This window comes from Microbacterium sp. Gd 4-13 (assembly GCF_003095395.1).
Classification (GTDB): domain Bacteria; phylum Actinomycetota; class Actinomycetes; order Actinomycetales; family Microbacteriaceae; genus Microbacterium.
This window is the reverse complement of record NZ_QEIJ01000001.1, coordinates 62,352-80,263: the sequence shown is the minus strand read 5'-3', so window position 1 is coordinate 80,263 and position 17,912 is coordinate 62,352. Positions and strand designations below refer to the sequence as shown.

The 17,912-nt window shown below is 71.1% G+C and carries 15 protein-coding genes and 1 riboswitch; of the genes, 12 read left to right on the top strand and 3 right to left on the bottom strand.

Going from position 1 to position 17,912, the window contains the following annotated elements:
* Window positions 1-49 precede the first annotated feature (49 nt).
* The 6 genes from ribD to DEA06_RS00315 all read left to right on the top strand — a co-directional run bounded on the left by ribD (window position 50) and on the right by DEA06_RS00315 (window position 7,229).
* Entirely contained in the window at window positions 50-1,075 is a 1,026-nt protein-coding gene (gene ribD / locus DEA06_RS00340; protein ID WP_116645988.1) for a bifunctional diaminohydroxyphosphoribosylaminopyrimidine deaminase/5-amino-6-(5-phosphoribosylamino)uracil reductase RibD, read from the top strand.
* Window positions 1,075-1,758 carry a riboflavin synthase gene (locus DEA06_RS00335; RefSeq protein ID WP_116645987.1) on the top strand — a complete coding sequence of 228 codons (684 nt, stop codon included), beginning with the start codon at window positions 1,075-1,077 and terminating at the stop codon, window positions 1,756-1,758. The genes ribD and DEA06_RS00335 overlap by 1 nt, the downstream gene beginning before the upstream one ends.
* Complete coding sequence (gene ribA / locus DEA06_RS00330) at window positions 1,755-3,032, top strand: GTP cyclohydrolase II (protein ID WP_116645986.1); 1,278 nt, start codon at window positions 1,755-1,757, stop codon at window positions 3,030-3,032. Before DEA06_RS00335 ends, ribA begins: the two co-directional genes overlap by 4 nt.
* Complete coding sequence (gene ribH / locus DEA06_RS00325) at window positions 3,029-3,505, top strand: 6,7-dimethyl-8-ribityllumazine synthase (RefSeq protein WP_116645985.1); 477 nt, start codon at window positions 3,029-3,031, stop codon at window positions 3,503-3,505. Before ribA ends, ribH begins: the two co-directional genes overlap by 4 nt.
* A gap of 171 nt (window positions 3,506-3,676) precedes the next feature.
* The gene (locus DEA06_RS00320; RefSeq protein ID WP_116645984.1) at window positions 3,677-5,167 is read left to right on the top strand and encodes an MFS transporter; all 1,491 of its coding nucleotides are present in this window, start codon (window positions 3,677-3,679) and stop codon (window positions 5,165-5,167) included.
* Window positions 5,168-5,315: 148 nt separating this feature from the next.
* Window positions 5,316-7,229 carry an ABC transporter ATP-binding protein gene (locus tag DEA06_RS00315; protein ID WP_116645983.1) on the top strand — a complete coding sequence of 638 codons (1,914 nt, stop codon included), beginning with the start codon at window positions 5,316-5,318 and terminating at the stop codon, window positions 7,227-7,229.
* An 837-nt stretch (window positions 7,230-8,066) separates the two neighbouring features.
* Here the strand turns inward: DEA06_RS00315 and DEA06_RS00300 are convergent.
* Entirely contained in the window at window positions 8,067-9,944 is a 1,878-nt protein-coding gene (locus tag DEA06_RS00300) for a phosphoenolpyruvate carboxykinase (GTP) (protein ID WP_116645982.1), read from the bottom strand.
* A gap of 109 nt (window positions 9,945-10,053) precedes the next feature.
* On the opposite strand from DEA06_RS00300, the gene DEA06_RS00295 reads away from it, so the two are divergent.
* The 3 genes from DEA06_RS00295 (at window position 10,054) to DEA06_RS00285 (ending at window position 13,015) form a co-directional block, all read left to right on the top strand.
* Window positions 10,054-11,490, top strand: coding sequence for an XRE family transcriptional regulator (locus tag DEA06_RS00295; RefSeq protein ID WP_116645981.1), 1,437 nt, complete (start codon window positions 10,054-10,056; stop codon window positions 11,488-11,490).
* Between the two features lie 34 nt (window positions 11,491-11,524).
* Window positions 11,525-12,133: a DUF1684 domain-containing protein gene (locus DEA06_RS00290; RefSeq protein WP_116645980.1), complete on the top strand. Its 609-nt coding sequence runs from the start codon at window positions 11,525-11,527 to the stop codon at window positions 12,131-12,133.
* A gap of 87 nt (window positions 12,134-12,220) precedes the next feature.
* Window positions 12,221-13,015 carry a transglutaminase family protein gene (locus DEA06_RS00285; RefSeq protein WP_116646747.1) on the top strand — a complete coding sequence of 265 codons (795 nt, stop codon included), beginning with the start codon at window positions 12,221-12,223 and terminating at the stop codon, window positions 13,013-13,015.
* Window positions 13,016-13,099: 84 nt separating this feature from the next.
* Here the strand turns inward: DEA06_RS00285 and DEA06_RS00280 are convergent, their stop codons facing one another.
* Together DEA06_RS00280 and glyA are read right to left on the bottom strand one after the other, a co-directional pair.
* Window positions 13,100-13,981, bottom strand: a complete 882-nt coding sequence (locus DEA06_RS00280) for a bifunctional methylenetetrahydrofolate dehydrogenase/methenyltetrahydrofolate cyclohydrolase (RefSeq protein ID WP_116645979.1) — start codon at window positions 13,979-13,981, stop codon at window positions 13,100-13,102.
* Window positions 13,982-14,086: 105 nt separating this feature from the next.
* Window positions 14,087-15,361: a serine hydroxymethyltransferase gene (glyA, locus tag DEA06_RS00275; protein ID WP_116645978.1), complete on the bottom strand. Its 1,275-nt coding sequence runs from the start codon at window positions 15,359-15,361 to the stop codon at window positions 14,087-14,089.
* A gap of 70 nt (window positions 15,362-15,431) precedes the next feature.
* Window positions 15,432-15,533: riboswitch (ZMP/ZTP riboswitch) on the bottom strand.
* Window positions 15,534-15,662: 129 nt separating this feature from the next.
* Between glyA and DEA06_RS00270 the strand changes: the two genes are divergently transcribed.
* The 3 genes from DEA06_RS00270 to DEA06_RS00260 are packed head-to-tail and all read left to right on the top strand — an operon-like array spanning window position 15,663 to window position 17,829.
* Window positions 15,663-16,049: a YrdB family protein gene (locus DEA06_RS00270; RefSeq protein ID WP_116645977.1), complete on the top strand. Its 387-nt coding sequence runs from the start codon at window positions 15,663-15,665 to the stop codon at window positions 16,047-16,049.
* A complete protein-coding gene (locus tag DEA06_RS00265) occupies window positions 16,046-17,419 on the top strand; it encodes an FAD-linked oxidase C-terminal domain-containing protein (protein WP_116645976.1) in 1,374 nt (457 codons plus the stop codon). Before DEA06_RS00270 ends, DEA06_RS00265 begins: the two co-directional genes overlap by 4 nt.
* A complete protein-coding gene (locus DEA06_RS00260; protein ID WP_116645975.1) occupies window positions 17,416-17,829 on the top strand; it encodes an NUDIX domain-containing protein in 414 nt (137 codons plus the stop codon). Before DEA06_RS00265 ends, DEA06_RS00260 begins: the two co-directional genes overlap by 4 nt.
* Window positions 17,830-17,912: the final 83 nt, after the last annotated feature.

The following is a 17,912-nucleotide window of genomic DNA, read 5'->3' as shown; positions in this document are numbered from 1 at the left end:
GTGCCGTTGCGTCTTGACCCCCGGGGATTCACCGGAAGGAACAGGACCGATGGCCACCACCGCCGAGCTCGAGGCCATGCGGCATGCGCTGCGTCTCGCCCGGCGCGGTCCGCGGGGCGTGAACCCCCAGGTGGGATCGGTGATCCTCTCCCCCGCCGGCGACGTCATCGCCGAAGGCTGGCACCGCGGAGCGGGAACTGCCCACGCCGAGGTCGACGCGCTCTCGAAGCTCGACCCGGGAGCCGCCCGCGGCGCGACCGCCGTGGTGACCCTCGAGCCCTGCAACCACACCGGGCGCACCGGGCCCTGCGCCGTCGCGCTCATCGAGGCCGGCGTCGAACGTGTCGTCTACGCGATCGCCGACCCCAACGCCGCCGCCGCCGGTGGCGCCGAGCGTCTGCGTGCCGCCGGCGTCGAGGTCGAAGGCGGAGTCCTCGTCGACGAGGCGATGGACCTCCTGCGAGGCTGGCTCGACGTGCAGCGCCTGCGCCGACCACGTGTGACCGTCAAGTGGGCGCAGAGCCTCGACGGCCGTGCGGCGGCCGCCGACGGCACGAGCCAGTGGATCACCGGGCCGGAGGCACGGGCCGACGTGCACCGGCGTCGCGCCGAGGCCGACGCGATCGTCGTCGGCACCGGCACGCTCCTCGCCGACGACCCGGCGTTGACGGCGCGCAGATCCGACGGCTCGTTATACGACGCGCAGCCGCGGCCCGTGGTCATCGGCTCGGCCGAGGTGCCGACGGATGCTGCGGTGCGCCGTCATCCGATCGATCCCCTGTTCTTCGCCACGCGCGACCTCGACACCGTGCTCGCCGACCTGCGCGAGCGCGGGGTGCAGCGCGTGTTCGTCGAGGGCGGCCCGACTCTCGCCAGCGCGTTCGTCCGCGCCGGTCTCGCCGACGAGATGCTCGTGTACGTCGCCCCCGTCCTGCTCGGCGGCGACCGGCTCGCCGTGGGAGACATCGGTGTCTCCACCATCGCCGAAGCGCACCGGCTGCGCGCGGCATCCGTCACCGCTCTCGGCGACGACCTCCTGGTCGTCGCGCACCCCGCCGTCGAAGGAGACCTCTGATGTTCACCGGAATCGTCGAAGAGATCGGCACGGTCACCTCCGTCGAACCCTCGGGCGACGGCGTGCGGCTCACGGTGCACGCGCCCGTGGCGGTCTCCGACGCCACCCACGGCGACTCGATCGCCGTGAGCGGCGTATGCCTCACGGTCGTCGAGCAGGGGGCCGACTGGTTCACCGCCGACGTCATGAAGCAGACGCTCGACATGTCGACCCTCGCCGGTGTCGCTCCCGGCCGGCCCGTCAACCTCGAGCGGGCCACCGCCGCGCACGGCCGCCTCGGCGGCCACATCGTGCAGGGCCACATCGACGGCACCGGCGAGGTGCGCGAGGTGCGACCGGGCGAGCAGTGGCGCGTGGTGCGGGTCGGCATCCCGGCGGCCCTCGCACCGCTCGTCGTCGACAAGGGCTCCATCGCCATCGACGGCATCTCGCTGACGGTGAGCGCCGTCAGCGCCCCCGAAGAATCGGCCCCGTGGCTCGAGGTCTCCCTCATCCCCGAGACCCTCGAGGCGACGACGCTCGGGTCGGCCGACGTCGGTGACCCCGTCAACCTCGAGACCGACATCCTCGCGCGCCACGTGCAGCGCCTGTTCAGCTTCTCTTCCGCAGCGAGCGGGGCCGGTTCCTCGCCCGCCGCCGACGGGGCGCTTTCCGCATCCACGACCGAAGGAGGCTCGCGATGAGCCTTGCCAGCATCCCCGAGGCTCTCGACGCGCTCCGCGCCGGCCGCCCCATCATCGTCTCGGACGACGAGAACCGCGAGAACGAGGGCGACGTCGTCCTCTCCGCCGAACGGGCGACCGCCGAATGGATCGCCTGGACCGTGCGCTGGTCGAGCGGCTTCATCTGCGCGCCGATGCCCGCCGAATGGGCCGACCGCCTCGACCTCCCCCCGATGGTGGAAGTCAACCAGGACGCCCGGGGCACCGCCTACACGGTGAGCGTCGACGCCGCCACGAACGTCACCACCGGCATCAGTGCGGCCGACCGCGCCCACACGCTCAACGTGCTGGCCGACCCCGAGTCCGTTCCGACGAGCGTGCACCGCCCGGGCCACATCCTGCCGCTGCGCGCGGTCGACGGTGGCGTGCGCGAGCGCAGCGGACACACCGAGGCCGCCGTGGAGCTCATGCAGCTCGCCGGCCTCTCGCCCGTCGGCGCCATCGCCGAGATCGTCGCCGAGGACGGCAGCATGATGCGCCTCCCCGGCCTTCTGGAACTCGGCGAGCGCGACGGCATCCCCGTCATCACGATCGAGCAGCTCATCGCGCACCTCGACCAGATCGCGCCCGCTCCGGCAGCATCCGCCGACCGCCACAAGCGTCGGGTGAGCCTGCGCGCCGAGGCCCAGGTTCCCACCTCTCACGGCGAGTTCCGCTTCCTCGCGTACAAGGACCGCGTCACCGGCACCGACCACATCGCGGTCGTCTCCGGCGACCTCTCCAGCGAGGCGCCGCTGGTGCGCGTGCACTCGGAGTGCCTCACGGGCGAGGCCTTCGGGTCGCTCAAGTGCGAGTGCGGCCCGCAGCTCGATGCCGCGCTCGACGCGATCGACAAGGAGGGCGGCGTCGTCGTCTACATGCGGGGGCACGAGGGCCGCGGCATCGGTCTCATCAACAAGCTTCGGGCGTACAGCCTCCAAGAGCGCGGACTCGATACCGTCGATGCGAACCTGGCGCTCGGACTCCCCGCCGACGCTCGCGACTACGCGGCGGCCGCCGGCATCCTGGCAGACCTGGGCGTCGAGCGCGTGCGCCTGCTGACCAACAACACCGACAAGGTCTCGCAGCTGCGTCACCTCGGGCTCGAGATCGTCGAGCAGGTGCCGCTCCTCGTGGGCGTCGGACCCAACAACCACCAGTACCTGTCGACCAAGCGCGACCGGATGGGACACATCATCGCCGAGCAAGACCTCAGCGATGCCCTCGAGCAGATGAAGGAAGGGGCCGGTTCATGAGCGGCAAGGGAGCACCGATCACGGGAGACCTGCGTGGAGAGGGGCTGTCGATCGTCGTGGTCGCCGGCACCTGGCACGACGCGATCACCGATGGACTGATCGCGGGGGCCGAGCGCACGCTCGACGCGGCGGGAGCAGACTGGCGCCTCGTGCGGGTCCCCGGCTCGTTCGAGCTGCCCGTCGCGGCGAAGGCGGCCTTCGAAGCCGGCGCCGACGCGGTGGTGGCCCTCGGCGTGATCATCCGCGGCGGCACCCCCCACTTCGAGTACGTGTCGTCGGCGGCGACCGACGGGCTCACCCGGGTGGCGATCGACGCCGGGCGCCCGGTCGGCTTCGGCGTGCTGACCCTCGACGACGAGCAGCAGGGCATCGATCGGGCGGGACTGCCGGGCTCGAAAGAAGACAAGGGAGCCGAAGCGGCGGATGCTGCGGTGCGCACCGCGCTCGTCCTGCGCCAGCTGCGCGCGGGCTGACGGCGCCGAGGGGTCTGCGAGCGGCATAGGATCGTTCACCGTGTGTCGGCGACCAGGCCGCCGCACTCGGTGACCCGGCGTCGAGCCCCGGCGCAGACCCCGCGCCCACGGCCGCCCACCGCGACGCATCGCAGAACGTGCGTCTCCCCGCGCTGATCGACAGGCCCTCTCTTGACCTCCCCCGCATCCTCCCCCTCCTCCACCCGCGCGGCCGCCAAGCCCGCGAACCCGCGCTCGCGCGTCATCACCGCGAGCCTCGTCGGCACGACGATCGAGTTCTACGACTTCTACGTCTACGCGACGGCCGCCGTACTCGTCTTCCCGATCCTCTTCTTCCCCACGGGCAACGACACCACGGCTCTGCTGCTGTCGTTCAGCGTGTTCGGCGCCGCGATGATCGCGCGGCCGATCGGCGCCATCGTCTTCGGGCACTTCGGCGATCGGTTCGGCCGCAAGGCGACCCTCGTCGCGTCGCTGCTGACGATGGGCGTCGCGACGTTCCTCATCGGGTGCCTTCCGACGCACAACGAGATCGGGCCGTGGGCGGCCTTCCTGCTGCTGGTCATGCGCCTCGCCCAGGGCTTCGCGCTCGGCGGTGAGTGGTCGGGCGCGGCGCTCGTCGCCACCGAGAACGCCCCCAAGGGCAAGCGCGCCTGGTACGGCACGTTCCCCCAGCTCGGTGCGCCGATCGGCTTCATCATCGCGAACACCGTGTTCCTGCTGATCAACTTCGCTCTCCCCCACCCGGGTGGCGCCGGCCAGCGCTCAGCCGACTTCCTCGCCTGGGGCTGGCGCGTACCGTTCCTCTTCTCCGCCGTGATGGTGATCATCGGTCTGTGGGTGCGCCTCAAGCTCGTCGAGTCGGAGTCGTTCACGAAGGCCGAGCAGAAGGGCACGATCCGCAAGTTCCCGCTCGCGGTCGTCGTGCGCCACCACTGGAAGGCGCTCATCCTCGGCACGTTCATCATGCTGGCGACCTATGTGCTCTTCTACCTGATGACCAACTTCACGCTGTCGTACGGCACGAAGGCGGCGAGCCTCGAGACGGCGGCCGCCGCCGCGCAGACCGCGGCCGCGAACGGGGGTGCGCCCTACGACGCCACGGCGTTCGCCGCGCAGTTCTACCCCGGCCTGGGCTTCGGCTACACCGACTTCGTGATCGTGCAGATCATCGGCGTGGTCTTCTTCGGCATCTTCACGCTGCTCTCCGGCCCGATCGCCGATTCCATCGGGCGCCGACGGCTGCTGCTATGGGTCACGGGCGCGATCATCGCCTTCGGCTTGACGTTCTCGATCTTCCTGCTGCCGCAGGCCGACCCGAAGTTCACCGGCGCACTCACGCAGGCGTTCCTCGTTCTCGGGTTCATGCTCATGGGCGCGACGTTCGGTCCGATGGGCGCGCTCCTGCCCGAACTCTTCCCGACCAACGTGCGGTACTCGGGGTCGGCGATCTCGTACAACGTGTCGTCGATCCTCGGAGCGGCGCTCGCGCCGATCGTCGCGCTGTGGCTCTGGCAGCTGGGCGACGGCAACCCGTGGCTCGTCGGCGTCTACCTCTCCGCGATGGGCGTGCTGACCTTCATCGCCCTGCTGCTGTCGAAGGAGACGAAAGACATCGACTACGACGAGAACCTCGGGCTCGGCGCCACCGGCTCGCTGTAGAAGCACCACGGAAGGCGGATGCTGCGCGGGCGCCTCGCCCCGCAGCATCCGCCTTCTGCGTGCCTCGGCATGCGACGTCGGCGCGGGGACCCCGAGACGAAGTACGGTCGAAGGGATACACCCGACGACGATCGAACGAGGTACCGGCATGTCCACCCCCGTACGCGCACGCCGCGGCCGCCGCTCCCCCGACGACGGCCCCCGCGCGAGCTTCCGCCAGCTGCTGCCGTTCCTCTTCGAGCACAAGAGGGTGCTGGTGATCGTCGCGATTCTGAGCGTCATCGGCGCGGGCACGACCCTCGCCCAGCCGCTGCTCGTGGGCCAGGTCATCGAGCTCGTGCAGAACGGCGAGACGCTGGGTGCGCTGGTGTGGGCGATCGTCGCGCTCGTGGTCGTGTCGTCGATCATCTCCGGCTACCAGCACTACCTGCTGCAGCGCACCGGCACCGCCGTGGTCTACTCCAGCCGTCGCAAGCTCATCGCCCGCATCCTCCACCTGCCGATCAGCGAGTTCGACGCGCGCCGCACCGGCGACCTCGTCTCGCGGGTGGGAACCGATACGACGCTTCTCTACGCGGTGCTCACGCAGGGTCTCGCCGACAGCGTCGGCAACGCCCTCATCTTCGTCGGAGCGATCATCGCGATGGCGATCATCGACCCCGTGCTGCTCGTTCTCATCGTGGTCGTCATCGGAGTGTCCATCGCCGGTGTCACCGTGCTGTCGGGCCGTATCCGCAAGGCCACGACCACGCAGCAGGAGAAGGTGGGCGAGCTCGCCTCGAGCGTGGAGCGCGCGGTCGGGTCGATCCGCACCGTGCGCGCCTCCGGCGCCACCGAGCGCGAGGAGTCCTCGATCACGGCCACCGCGGGCGAGGCCTACGGGATCGGTGTGCGCATCGCGAAGGTCTCGGCCCTCGTCGTGCCGATCGCGGGGGTCGCGCTGCAGGTCTCGCTCCTCGTCGTGCTCGGTGTCGGCGGCTACCGCGTCGCCGACGGGGCCATCACGATCGCCTCGCTCGTGACCTTCGTGATGTTCCTGTTCTTCCTCGTCGGCCCGCTCGGCAGCTTCTTCGGCGCGATCACCTCGGTGAACCAGGCGCTCGGCGCGCTCGGGCGCATCCAGGAAGTCATCGACCTGCCTGTCGAGTCGCAGGACGACGCGGCGATCGCGGCACGCGTGACGGCGGATGCTGCGGCCGCCCCGGCCGACTCCGGCGCCGCGATCGAGTTCCGCGACGTGCACTTCGCCTACCCGGAGAACGTCGTCGCCGCTCGCCGCAAGGCCGAGACCGAGGCTCTCGCCGCGCTGGAGACCGCCCACCTCGCCACCGCCGCCATCGACCTGCCCGCCGGAGACCCAGACGCGCCCCACGCGCTCGACGGGGAGGTGCTGCGCGGAGTGTCGTTCACCGTGCCGCGCGGCGCCCGCGTTGCCCTCGTCGGTCCGTCCGGTGCGGGCAAGAGCACGACCCTCTCCCTCATCGAGCGCTTCTACGACCCGACGGCGGGTGCGATCCTCCTCGACGGCACCGACGTGCGCGCCCTCGACCGCGCCGAGCTGCGGAGCCGTCTCGGCTACGTCGAGCAGGACGCCCCGACCCTGGCCGGCACCATCGCCGAGAACCTGCGACTGGCCTCCCCCGAAGCATCCGATGTCGACATCGAACGCGTGCTGCACGCGGTGAACCTCGGCGACGTGCTCGATCGCAACCCGCTCGGCGTCGACGCACCCGTCGGAGAGGCCGGCGTCATGCTCTCGGGCGGCGAGCGCCAGCGCCTCGCCATCGCGCGCGCGCTGCTGGCGGCTCCCCCGATCCTGCTGCTCGACGAATCGACGTCGTCGCTCGACGGGCTCAACGAGCAGCGCATGCGCGACGCGATCGACGCGGTGGCCGCCGGGCGCACCCTCATCGTCATCGCCCACCGCCTGTCGACGGTCGTCGACAGCGACCTGATCGTCGTGCTCGAGAACGGGCGCGTCATCGGTCAGGGCACGCACTCCGAGCTGGTGGAGTCGACGCCGCTCTACCGCGACCTCGCCCGCCACCAGCTGCTCGTCTGACGACCGCACCCGCGCGAACCCCCGCCGCGCCCCTCAGCGTCACCGGCGCTGGCGTCACCGGCGCTGGCGTCACCGGCGCTGGCGTCACCGGCGCTGGCGTCACCGGCGCTGGCGTCAGCGGCGCTGGCGTCAGCGGCGCCCTACCGTAACTCAGGATGGATGTGAGAGCCCTCCCCCCGGGCACCCCAGGAATCCGGGCCTGGGCCCCCGCCACGAAGAACGAGCCTGAGTTAGCGCACGAGGCACCGGCACCCGTCCCGGCACGCGGTGCCGGCACCCGCGGATCGGGCACCGCAGCCGGCCGCCCTGGACGCGCTCCCCACACGACGCGGGATGCGCACGCGACGGACGCGGGATGCACACGCGACGGACCGTACTCAGGATGGGTGCGGACGCCCTGCGCGCCGCACGCGCAAATCCGGGGCCCGGCCCCGCTCTGCGGCGAACGAGCCTGAGTTAGCGCACCGGGCCGGCCCACAGCGCGCCAGGCGCCGGAGAGCCGGGCCCCCGGTACCCGCCCCCGGTGCGGGCTCTGGCTCCCGCGATCGGCTTCCGGGCCCCCGGGGCACCCCAGCACCCGCAAGCCCGGATCCGCGCGCGACGGACCGTAACTCAGGATGGATGCGGAAGCCCTGCGCGCGGCAGCCGCAAACCCGGGCCCCGGCCCCAGCCCGCGGCGAACGAGCCTGAGTTAGGGCACCGGGCACCGGGCACCAGGCACCGGGGGCCCAGCACTCCGGCACCGGGCACCAGGCACCAGGCACCGGGCACCGGGCACCGGGCACGGGGCACGGGGCACGGTGCGCGGGCACGGGGCCCGGGGATGCTGCGCGGGAGTCAGGCCTGCGCGGCGCGGAGGCGGTAGCGCAGCGCCGACAGCTCCGACGTGAGCGCCGCGGGGATGCGTCCGCCGAACGTGTCGAAGAACTCCTCGGTCAGGTCGGCCTCATCGAGCCACGACTGCGGGTCGATCTCGAAGAGCTGCTCGAGGTCGGCCTCGGGCACGTCGATGCCGTCGAGGTTGAGGTCGGCGAGCCGCGGTATGCGACCGATGGGGGTGGTCACCGCGGGGACCTTGCCGTCGATCCTCCGGATGATCCAGTCGATGACGCGCGCGTTCTCGCCGAAGCCGGGCCACAGGAAGCGGCCGTCGGCACCCTTGCGGAACCAGTTGACCTGGAAGATCCGCGGCGCGTGGTCGAACCGCAGGCTCTGCCCGACCCGCAGCCAGTGCGCGAAGTAGTCGGCCATGTTGTACCCGCAGAACGGCAGCATGGCGAACGGGTCGCGGCGCAGCTCGCCGACGGTGCCCTCGGCGGCGGCGGTCTTCTCGGACGACACCGTCGAGCCGAGAAACACGCCGTGCGCCCAGTCGGTCGCCTCGAGCACGAGCGGCACGTTGGTCGCACGGCGTCCGCCGAAGATGATCGCATCGAGCGGGACGCCCTCGGGGGTCTCCCAATCGTCGGCGATCTGCGGGCACTGGGCTGCGGGCACGGTGAAGCGCGAGTTCGGATGCGCGGCGGGGCGCCCCGACTCGGGCGTCCACGGCTCGCCGCGCCAGTCGGTGAGGTGCGGCGGAGCCTCGTCTGTCAGCCCCTCCCACCAGACGTCGCCGTCCGGGCGCAGCGCGACGTTCGTGAAGATCGTGTTGCCCCAGAGAGTCTCGACGGCCGTCACGTTCGTCGATTCGCCCGTGCCCGGGGCGACCCCGAAGAACCCGGCCTCGGGGTTGATCGCCCACATCCGACCGTCGGCGCCCTTGCGGATCCACGCGATGTCGTCGCCGAGGGTCTCGACCCGCCAGCCGGGGATCGTCGGGCGGAGCATCGCCAGGTTCGTCTTGCCGCACGCCGAGGGGAAAGCCGCGGCGAGGTGGTAGGCCCGCCCCGACGGGTCGATCACGCGGATCAGGAGCATGTGCTCGGCGAGCCAGCCCTCGTCGCGCCCGATGACGGAGGCGATCCGCAGCGCGAAGCACTTCTTCGCCAGGATCGCGTTGCCGCCGTAGCCCGAGCCGAACGACCAGACCTCGAGGGTGTCGGGGAAGTGCACGATGTACTTCTCGTCGTTGCACGGCCACGCCGCATCCGCCTGCCCGGGGGCGAGTGGCGCACCGACCGAGTGCACGGTGCGCACCCAGGGCGCGCCGTTCTCGATCTCGCGCAGCACGGGCGTTCCGACGCGGGTCATGATGCCGATCGACGCCACGGCGTAGGCGCTGTCGGTCAGCTGCACGCCGATGTGCGAGAGCGGGCCTCCGACGGCACCCATCGAGAACGGCACGACGTAGAGCGTGCGCCCGCGCATCGATCCGGCGAACAACGATGTGAGCGTGCCGCGGATCTCGTCGGGCGCGACCCAGTTGTTGGTGGGGCCGGCGTCGTCCTCGTTCTCGGAGGCGATGAACGTGCGCGCTTCGACGCGGGCGACATCGCCGGGGTGCGTGCGAGCGAGGTACGACCCCGGCCGCCATTCCGGATTGAGTTTGATGAGCTTGCCCTCGGCGACGAGCTCGCGCATCAGGGCGTCGTGCTCGGCAGCACTGCCGTCGACCCAGTGCACGCGATCGGGCTTCGTGAGCGCGACGACCTCGTCGACCCAGAGGCGCAGCGCGATGAGACCCGGCGACGTGGACGGGGGCGGCGTCCCGCCGGCGGGCACGGCCGCGGGCGCCGTCGACGGGCGGAAGGTGAGAGTGTCGGCGATGGCCATGCGAGCTCCTTCGAAGAGAACGGGGTTCCTCCTTAGATTGACCGGTCGGCTGGCGTCTTTAGGAGAAAAGTATCGATAAGAATCAGGGTTCTTTCGCTAGGATCAAACAATGACGTCTCCCGCCTTCGAGCTGACGACCCTCGGGCATCGCATCCGTCATCACCGCCTCGCGCGCGGGCTCACCCTGGACGAGCTCGGCGCCCAGGTCGGGGTTGCGGGCAGCCAGCTCAGCCTCATCGAGAACGGCAAACGCGAGCCCAAGCTGTCGCTGCTCCAGGAGATCGCCCGGGCGACCTCGACGCCCATCTCCGAGCTGCTCTCCGCCGAGCCTCCGAACCGGCGGGCGGCGCTGGAGATCGAACTCGACCGCGCACAGGCGAGTCCGGTGTTCCGGCAGCTCGGCCTGCCGCCGGTCAAGGTCACGAAGAGCATGTCGGACGACACGATCGAGACCGTGCTCGGACTTCACCACGAACTGCAGCGCCGCGAGCGCGAGGCCATCGCCACCCCCGAAGAGGCTCGTCGCGCGAACACCGAGCTGCGCCTGCGGATGCGCGACGTCGACAACTACTTACCCGACGTCGAGAAGCTCGCCGAGAAGCAGCTCAAGAGCGCCGGACACGTCTCCGGCGCCCTCACCCACCGCACCGTCAGCATCATGGCCGAACAGCTCGGGTTCGAGCTGCTCTACGTCGACGACCTGCCCCACTCGGCGCGTTCGGTCACCGACCTCGAGAACGGCCGCATCTACCTCCCGCCGGCGTCGATCCCCGGCGGCCACGGCCTGCGGTCGATGGCGCTGCAGGCGATGGCGCACCGGCTGCTCGGCCACCGCCCGCCCACCGACTACGCCGACTTCCTGCAACAGCGGTTGGAGATCAACTACTACGCGGCGTGCTGCCTCATGCCCGAGGGCAACTCGGTGGCCTTCCTGCACCAGGCGAAGAAGGATCGCGACCTCGCGGTGGAAGACTTCCGCGACGCCTTCGGGGTCACCCACGAGGCCGCCGGCATGCGGATGACGAACCTGTTGACGCAACACCTCGGGATCAAACTGCACTTCCTGCGGGCCGACGGCTCAGGGGCGATCTCGCGCGTCTACGAGAACGACGGCCTCCCCCTCCCCGCAGACGTCACCGGTGCCGTCGAAGGCCAGCGCGTGTGCCGACGCTGGTCGGCGCGCACGGCGTTCGCCGAGAAGAACCGCACCACCGAGCATTACCAGTACACCGACACCCCCGCCGGCACGTTCTGGTGCTCCACGCAGACGGGCACGACCTCCGACGGCGACTTCTCGATCACGGTGGGGGTTCCCTTCGACGATGCGCGGTGGTTCCGCGGCCGCGAGACGCAGACGCGCGCGGTGTCTCGGTGCCCCGACGAGTCGTGCTGCCGCAGGCCCCCGGCCGAGTCGGCGAGCCGCTGGACGGGCAAGGCCTGGCCGAGCGCCCGCGTTCACCGCCACATGTTCTCTCCGCTCCCCCGGGGCGACTTCCCCGGCGTCGACGACACCGAGGTCTTCGCCTTCCTTGATCGCCACGCCTGAGCCGCCCCGCCGCCGCGCGGCCTAGGGTCGAAGCATGCAAGCCCTCGAGATCGTCGATTGGCGCCGCCGCGTCTTCGCCCTCTACGCCGAGGTGCGCGAGCACCCCGACCTCTCCGCCGCGCACGACCTGTGGCGGCGCGGTCGCGACGAGCTGTTCGCGCAGCATCCGGCTTCGCCCCTCCTCGACGACGACCGCGACGCCTTCACCGGCCTGCGCGTGCCGCCGTACGACCCCGAGTGGCGTTTCACCTGTCGGATCGAGCCCACCGACCCGCATGGCATGGAGGTCGAGACCGGCACCGACGGCATCGTGCCGTTCGAGCGCATCGGCCGCGTCGACGTTCCGGGCGTGGGCGGGCTCGACGTCTGGCGACTCGCCACGTACGGGGGCGGGGTGTTCATTCCCGTCAAGGACGCCCTCAGCCGCGTGCCCGGCGGCACCTACGGCGGCGGGCGGTACCTCCTCGACACGATCAAGGGCGCCGACCTCGGCGGTTCGCCCGACTCGCTCGTGCTCGACTTCAACTTCGCCTACAACCCGTCGTGCGCCTACGACCCGATGTGGGCCTGCCCGCTGGCCCAGGTCGGCAACACGGTCGACGTCGAGATCCCCGTCGGCGAGCGCTACGGAAGTGCACGCTGAGCTCGCTCGGCCCCTGACGCACGCCACCCGCACGTCTCGGGCCGGATGCTGCGACCCGACACGGCGCGGGTGTGGCACGCTGTGCGCATGAGACGTGACGTGACCAGCAAGATCGTGCTCGACGTGACCGGACAGGCCGACCTGGTGTTCGCCGTGGCGGTCTCGTCGCACTACGCCCCCTCGACGGAGGAGTTCACCGCCTCGATCGACGGACGCCGGATCGACCCCTCGGTCGTCGACGACGCCCACGGAACGCGCCTGCACCGGTTGAGCGCCTCTCCCGGCCGCCTGGAGGTACGGTATCGCGCGACCGTCGACGAGGGGGAGGTCGCCACCGCGACCGAGACCGACCTGCTCGTCTATACCCGCCCGAGTCGCTACGCCGAGTCCGACCGGCTGCTGCCGACGGCCGTGGCCGAGTTCGCGGGCATCACCGACCCCGTCGACCTTCTCGCAGCCGTGTCGTCGTGGGTGGGCACCGAGCTCGCCTACGTACCCGGGTCGAGCCTGCCGACCGACGGGGCGGTACGCACCCTGCTCGACCGCCGGGGTGTCTGTCGCGACTACGCCCACCTGTGCGTCGCGCTGCTGCGGGCGCTGAACGTGCCCGCTCGTCTCGCGGCCGTGTACGCCCCCGGGCTGCACCCGATGGACTTCCACGCGGTGGCCGAGGCGTGGGTCGACGGCGCGTGGCGGGTCGTGGACGCCACGACGCTCGCGCCGCGCCAGACGCTCGTGCGCATCGCGACCGGACGAGACGCCGCCGACACGGCGTTCCTCACGATCGTGTCGGGCTTCGCGAACCTCGTCGAGATGGAGGTCACCGCGACGGCGGAGTCGCTCCCCCTCGACGACATCACCCGGCTGGTGCAGCTGGCCTGAGATCGCGAGAATCGTTCGGGCGCGTGAGGCTCCGCGCGCCGCACCGATTGTCGAGCGGCCCGCCGATTTTCGAGCGGCCGACCTTCAGGCCGTCGCGCGCTCCGCCGCCTCGACGACGTTGGTCATGAGCAGCGCCACGGTCATGGGGCCGACCCCGCCGGGGTTGGGTGAGAGGTAACCGGCCACGTCGGCGACGCCGGGGTGCACGTCGCCGTACACGCGGTTCTTGCCCGTCTCGGGGTCGGTCTCGCGGGTGACACCGACGTCGAGCACGGCCGCCCCCGGCTTCACGTGCTCGGGGAGCACGATGTGTTTGACCCCCGCGGCGGCGACGATGACGTCGGCCTGTCGCAGGTGGTGACCGAGGTCGGTCGTGCCCGTGTGGGTGAGCGTCACGGTCGCGTTGTATTCGCGGCGGGTCAGCAGCAGCCCGATCGAGCGGCCGATCGTGACACCGCGACCCACGACGACGACCTCCTTGCCCGTGAGGTCGTAGCCGTTGCGCACCAGCAGCTCGATGACGCCGCGGGGGGTGCAGGGCAGGGGCGTGGTGATCGGCGCGTTGACGTTGAGCACGAGGCGTCCGAGGTTGGTCGGGTGCAGGCCGTCGGCGTCTTTCGCGGGGTCGATCCGCTCGAGGATCGCATCGGTGTCGATGTGCTTCGGAAGCGGCAGCTGCACGATGTAGCCGTGGCACGTCGGGTCGGCGTTGAGCTCGTCGATCGTCGCCTCGACCTCGGCCTGGGTCGCCTCGGCGGGCAGTTCGACCTGGATCGAGTTCATGCCGATCGCCTCGGACTCGCGGTGCTTCATGCCGACGTACAGCTGCGAGGCCGGATCGGCACCGACCAGCACCGTGGCGATGCCCGGAGTGACGCCCTTCGCGCGGAGGGCGTCGACGCGCTCGCGCAGCTCCGCCTTGATCTCGGCTGCCGCCGCCTTGCCATCGAGCTTCTGCGCGGTCATGTGTTCTCCTCGTGTCATCGTCGACGGTCGAGAGCCCGGCTCCCGCAGATCACTATGCCCGTAGGTATAGGTCCACGGCAACCGGGCTTCCGAACCTCTCGGTCTTTACTGAGTCAGACCCGGGTACAGCGGGAAGGCCGCGGTGAGCGCGGCAACGCGGGTGCGCAGCGTCTCGACATCGGCGTTCGGCAGCAGCGCGAGGGCGATGATGTCGGCGACCTCGGTGAACTCCGCGTCGCCGAAGCCGCGCGTGGCGAGCGCCGGGGTGCCGATGCGCAGACCCGAGGTCACCATCGGCGGACGCGGGTCGTTCGGCACCGCGTTGCGGTTGACCGTGATGTGGATCTCGTGCAGCAGGTCTTCGGCCTGCTTGCCGTCGATCGCGGCCTCGCGCAGGTCGACCAGCACCAGGTGCACGTCGGTGCCGCCCGACCGCACGGCGATGCCGGCGGCGGAGACGTCGTCGCGGGTGAGGCGCTCGGCGACGATTGCCGCGCCGCGCACCGTTCGCTCCTGACGCTCACGGAACGCCGGCGAGGCGGCGAGCTTGAACGCCGTGGCCTTGGCCGCGATCACGTGCATGAGCGGGCCGCCCTGCTGGCCGGGGAACACCGCGGTGTCGATCTTCTTCGCCAGCGCGGCGTCGTTCGTGAGGATGAAGCCCGAACGGGGTCCACCGATCGTCTTGTGCACGGTCGACGACACGACGTGGGCGTGCGGCACGGGGCTGGGGTGCAGGCCCGCCGCCACGAGACCGGCGAAGTGCGCCATGTCGACCCACAGGAGGGCACCGACCTCGTCGGCGATCTCGCGGAACCGGGCGAAGTCCAACTGACGGGGGTAGGCCGACCAGCCGGCGATGATGACCTTGGGCTTGTGCTCGATCGCCAGTCGGCGCACCTCGTCCATGTCGATGAGCGAGGTCTCGGCATCCACGCCGTACGCGACGATGTTGTAGAGCCGACCCGAGAAGTTGATCTTCATGCCGTGCGTCAGGTGGCCGCCCTGGTCGAGCGAGAGACCGAGCAGAGTGTCGCCGGGGCGGGCGATCGCGTGCAGCACGGCGGCGTTGGCGGTCGCGCCCGAGTGCGGTTGCACGTTGGCGAACTGCGCGCCGAACAGGCTCTTCGCCCGCTCGATCGCGAGCTCCTCGGCGACGTCGACCTCCTCGCAGCCGCCGTAGTAGCGGCGGCCGGGGTAGCCCTCGGCGTACTTGTTGGTGAGCACCGATCCCTGCGACTGCAGCACCGAGACGGGCACGAAGTTCTCGGACGCGATCATCTCGAGGTAGCCGCGCTGACGCTCGAGCTCGCGCTCGAGCACCTGGGCGATCTCGGGATCGACCTCGGAGAGGGGGGCGTTGAATGACGGGTCGGACACGGGCGGACTCCTCGATCGTCGGGTGGATACTGCGGTTGCAGTCGGCCCGCGGAGCGCGCCGACGAACATCCACATCGGCCCAGGCGAGCGGTCGAATGCCATCGTGCAGAAGGCGAAAACAGTGTCGCTCCCCGGTGGTCCTCCACCTTGAACGCCAGTCGCGACAGGTCAGATCATACCGGATGCTGCTGCCCGCGCCCCGCGCGGATGAGCGCCCCGCACGGGCTCGTCGAGCCCGCTTCCCGATCCGTCGCCGACCGCGCCCTCCGCCCCGCGGCGCGACGGATCGTAGACTGGCGGTATGCCCGAAACCCCGAACGTCCGCGCCGAAGCGCCCCTCCAGCCGGGGATGCGACCGCGGCCCTCGGTCGCCGAGATCGGCGCCTTCCTCTGCGGCCTGTTCGCCTTCGCGACCCTCGCTCTGTGGGGCTTCCTGGCATGGCCGCTCCCCTGGAACATCGTGTTCGGCATCGCCGCGCCGGTCGTGGCGATCCTCGTGTGGGCGCTGTTCGTCTCGCCGCGCGCCGTGCTGGCCGTGCACCCGTTCGTGCGGGCGATCGTCGAGCTGCTCGTATATGCGGCCGCGACCGTCGCCTGGTGGAACATGGGCCAGGTGTGGGTCGGCATCGCCTTCGCGATCATCGCCATCACGTGCGGCCTGTTCGCAGGTCGTCGACGACTCGCATGAGCGTCGACGTCGTCGGGCTGCTGCGAGACGCCCTCGGCGACCGCGTCGACACCTCGGCCGATGCGCTCGACGCCGCCCGCGCCGACAAGTCGGGCCACGCCGCCCCCGAGCGCCCGCTCGCGGTCGTCCACGCCGAGTCGGTGGCCGACGTGCAGCGCGTGCTGCGGATCGCCTCTCAGACCTCGACCCCCGTGGTCACCCGCGGCGCGGGCACGGGGCTCGCCGGCGGCGCCAACGCCGGTGGCGGCGAGATCGCCCTCTCGGTGCGGCGCATGGACCGCATCCTCGAGGTGCGCCCCGATGACCTCCTCGCGGTGGTCGAGCCCGGCATCCTCAACGCCGAGCTCAACGACGCTCTCGCACTCCAGGGCCTGTGGTGGGCCCCGGATCCCGCCAGCCGGGCCATCTCCACCGTCGGCGGCAACATCGCCACCGGCGCCGGCGGACTCCTGTGCGCCAAGTACGGCGTGGTCCGCGACGCCGTGCTCGGGGTCGACATCGTGCTCGCCGACGGGCGCCTCATGACCCTCGGACACCGCAGCGTCAAGGGCGTGACGGGCCTGGACCTCACGTCGCTCGTGATCGGTTCCGAAGGCATCCTCGGGGTCGTCGTCGCCGCCACCCTGAAGCTGCGTCGTCTCGTGGAGGGCGAGATCGTCACGATCGCGGCCACCTTCCCCGACGTGCGCACCGCGGCCGCGGCATCCGCCGCCGTCACCGCCTCGGGCGCGCAGCCCGCGATCATGGAGCTGATGGATGCGGCGTGCCTCGCCGCCGTGCACGCGCTGCTCGGTCTCGAGGCGCCCGCGCCCGGCGTGGCGCAGCTGACCCTCCAGACCGACGGCCCCGCCGCCGCCTCGGAGGCGTCGAGGATCAGCGAGGTGCTGGCGGCCGCCGGTGGCACCGTGCGCGTCGCCGCCGACCGCGAGGAAGGCGAACGACTGCTGACGATCCGTCGTTCGATGCATCCCGCGATGGAGACCCTGGGGTCGGCCCTGATCGAAGACGTCTCGGTGCCGCGCAGCGCCCTCCCGGCGATGTTCGACGAGATCGCCCGCATCGAGCGGGAGTACGGCATCGTCATCCCCACCGTCGCCCACGCCGGCGACGGCAACCTGCACCCGAACTTCGTCTTCGACGGCCCCGAGGTGCCCGACCACATCTGGGCCGCGGCCGACGCCCTGTTCCACGCCGCCCTCGACCTCGGCGGCACGCTCACCGGCGAGCACGGCATCGGCGTGCTCAAGCGACGCTGGCTCGCCGATGAACTGGGCGCCGATCAGTGGGAGCTGCAGCGGCAGGTGGCTCGCGCGTTCGATCCCGCCGGGATCCTGAACCCGGGCAAGGTCTTCGAGACGGCTTCCCGGTGACCGCCGAAGTGCACGTGAGCGCTGCCGTCGTGCTCGACCACGATCGTCGCGCGCTGCTGGTCCGCAAGCGCGGCACCCACACCTTCATGCAGCCCGGGGGCAAGCCGGAGCCCGACGAGACCCCGGCCGCGACGCTCGCGCGCGAACTCTTCGAGGAGGTCGGGCTGAGCGTCGACCCCGACGCGCTCGAGCCGCTCGGGCAGTTCCGGGCGGATGCGGCGAACGAGCCCGGATTCACCGTCGTGGCGCACGCGTTCCGAGTGCGCCACGCGGTCACGGCGTCGGAGGTGACGATCGGCGCCGAGATCGAGGAGCTGCGCTGGTTCGACGAGGCCGAAGCATCCGTTCTGCCTCTCGCTCCGCTGAGCCACGTGCTGCTCCCCCTCGTCTGGGGTGCGTCCCGCGGGTGAGCGCGGCGCACTTCGTTGTGCCACCGTGATACGGAACACCCCCGGGGGCCCACCCCGCCGGATTACCATGGAGTGATCAAACG

Coding starts and splice junctions, on each gene's coding strand:
- ribD (WP_116645988.1), top strand. CDS start 50: ATGGCCACCACCGCCGAGCTCGAGGCCATGCGGCATGCGCTGCGTCTC.
- DEA06_RS00335 (WP_116645987.1), top strand. CDS start 1,075: ATGTTCACCGGAATCGTCGAAGAGATCGGCACGGTCACCTCCGTCGAA.
- ribA (WP_116645986.1), top strand. CDS start 1,755: ATGAGCCTTGCCAGCATCCCCGAGGCTCTCGACGCGCTCCGCGCCGGC.
- ribH (WP_116645985.1), top strand. CDS start 3,029: ATGAGCGGCAAGGGAGCACCGATCACGGGAGACCTGCGTGGAGAGGGG.
- DEA06_RS00315 (WP_116645983.1), top strand. CDS start 5,316: ATGTCCACCCCCGTACGCGCACGCCGCGGCCGCCGCTCCCCCGACGAC.
- DEA06_RS00300 (WP_116645982.1), bottom strand. CDS start 9,944: ATGGCCATCGCCGACACTCTCACCTTCCGCCCGTCGACGGCGCCCGCG.
- DEA06_RS00295 (WP_116645981.1), top strand. CDS start 10,054: ATGACGTCTCCCGCCTTCGAGCTGACGACCCTCGGGCATCGCATCCGT.
- DEA06_RS00290 (WP_116645980.1), top strand. CDS start 11,525: ATGCAAGCCCTCGAGATCGTCGATTGGCGCCGCCGCGTCTTCGCCCTC.
- DEA06_RS00285 (WP_116646747.1), top strand. CDS start 12,221: ATGAGACGTGACGTGACCAGCAAGATCGTGCTCGACGTGACCGGACAG.
- DEA06_RS00280 (WP_116645979.1), bottom strand. CDS start 13,981: ATGACCGCGCAGAAGCTCGATGGCAAGGCGGCGGCAGCCGAGATCAAG.
- DEA06_RS00270 (WP_116645977.1), top strand. CDS start 15,663: ATGCCCGAAACCCCGAACGTCCGCGCCGAAGCGCCCCTCCAGCCGGGG.
- DEA06_RS00265 (WP_116645976.1), top strand. CDS start 16,046: ATGAGCGTCGACGTCGTCGGGCTGCTGCGAGACGCCCTCGGCGACCGC.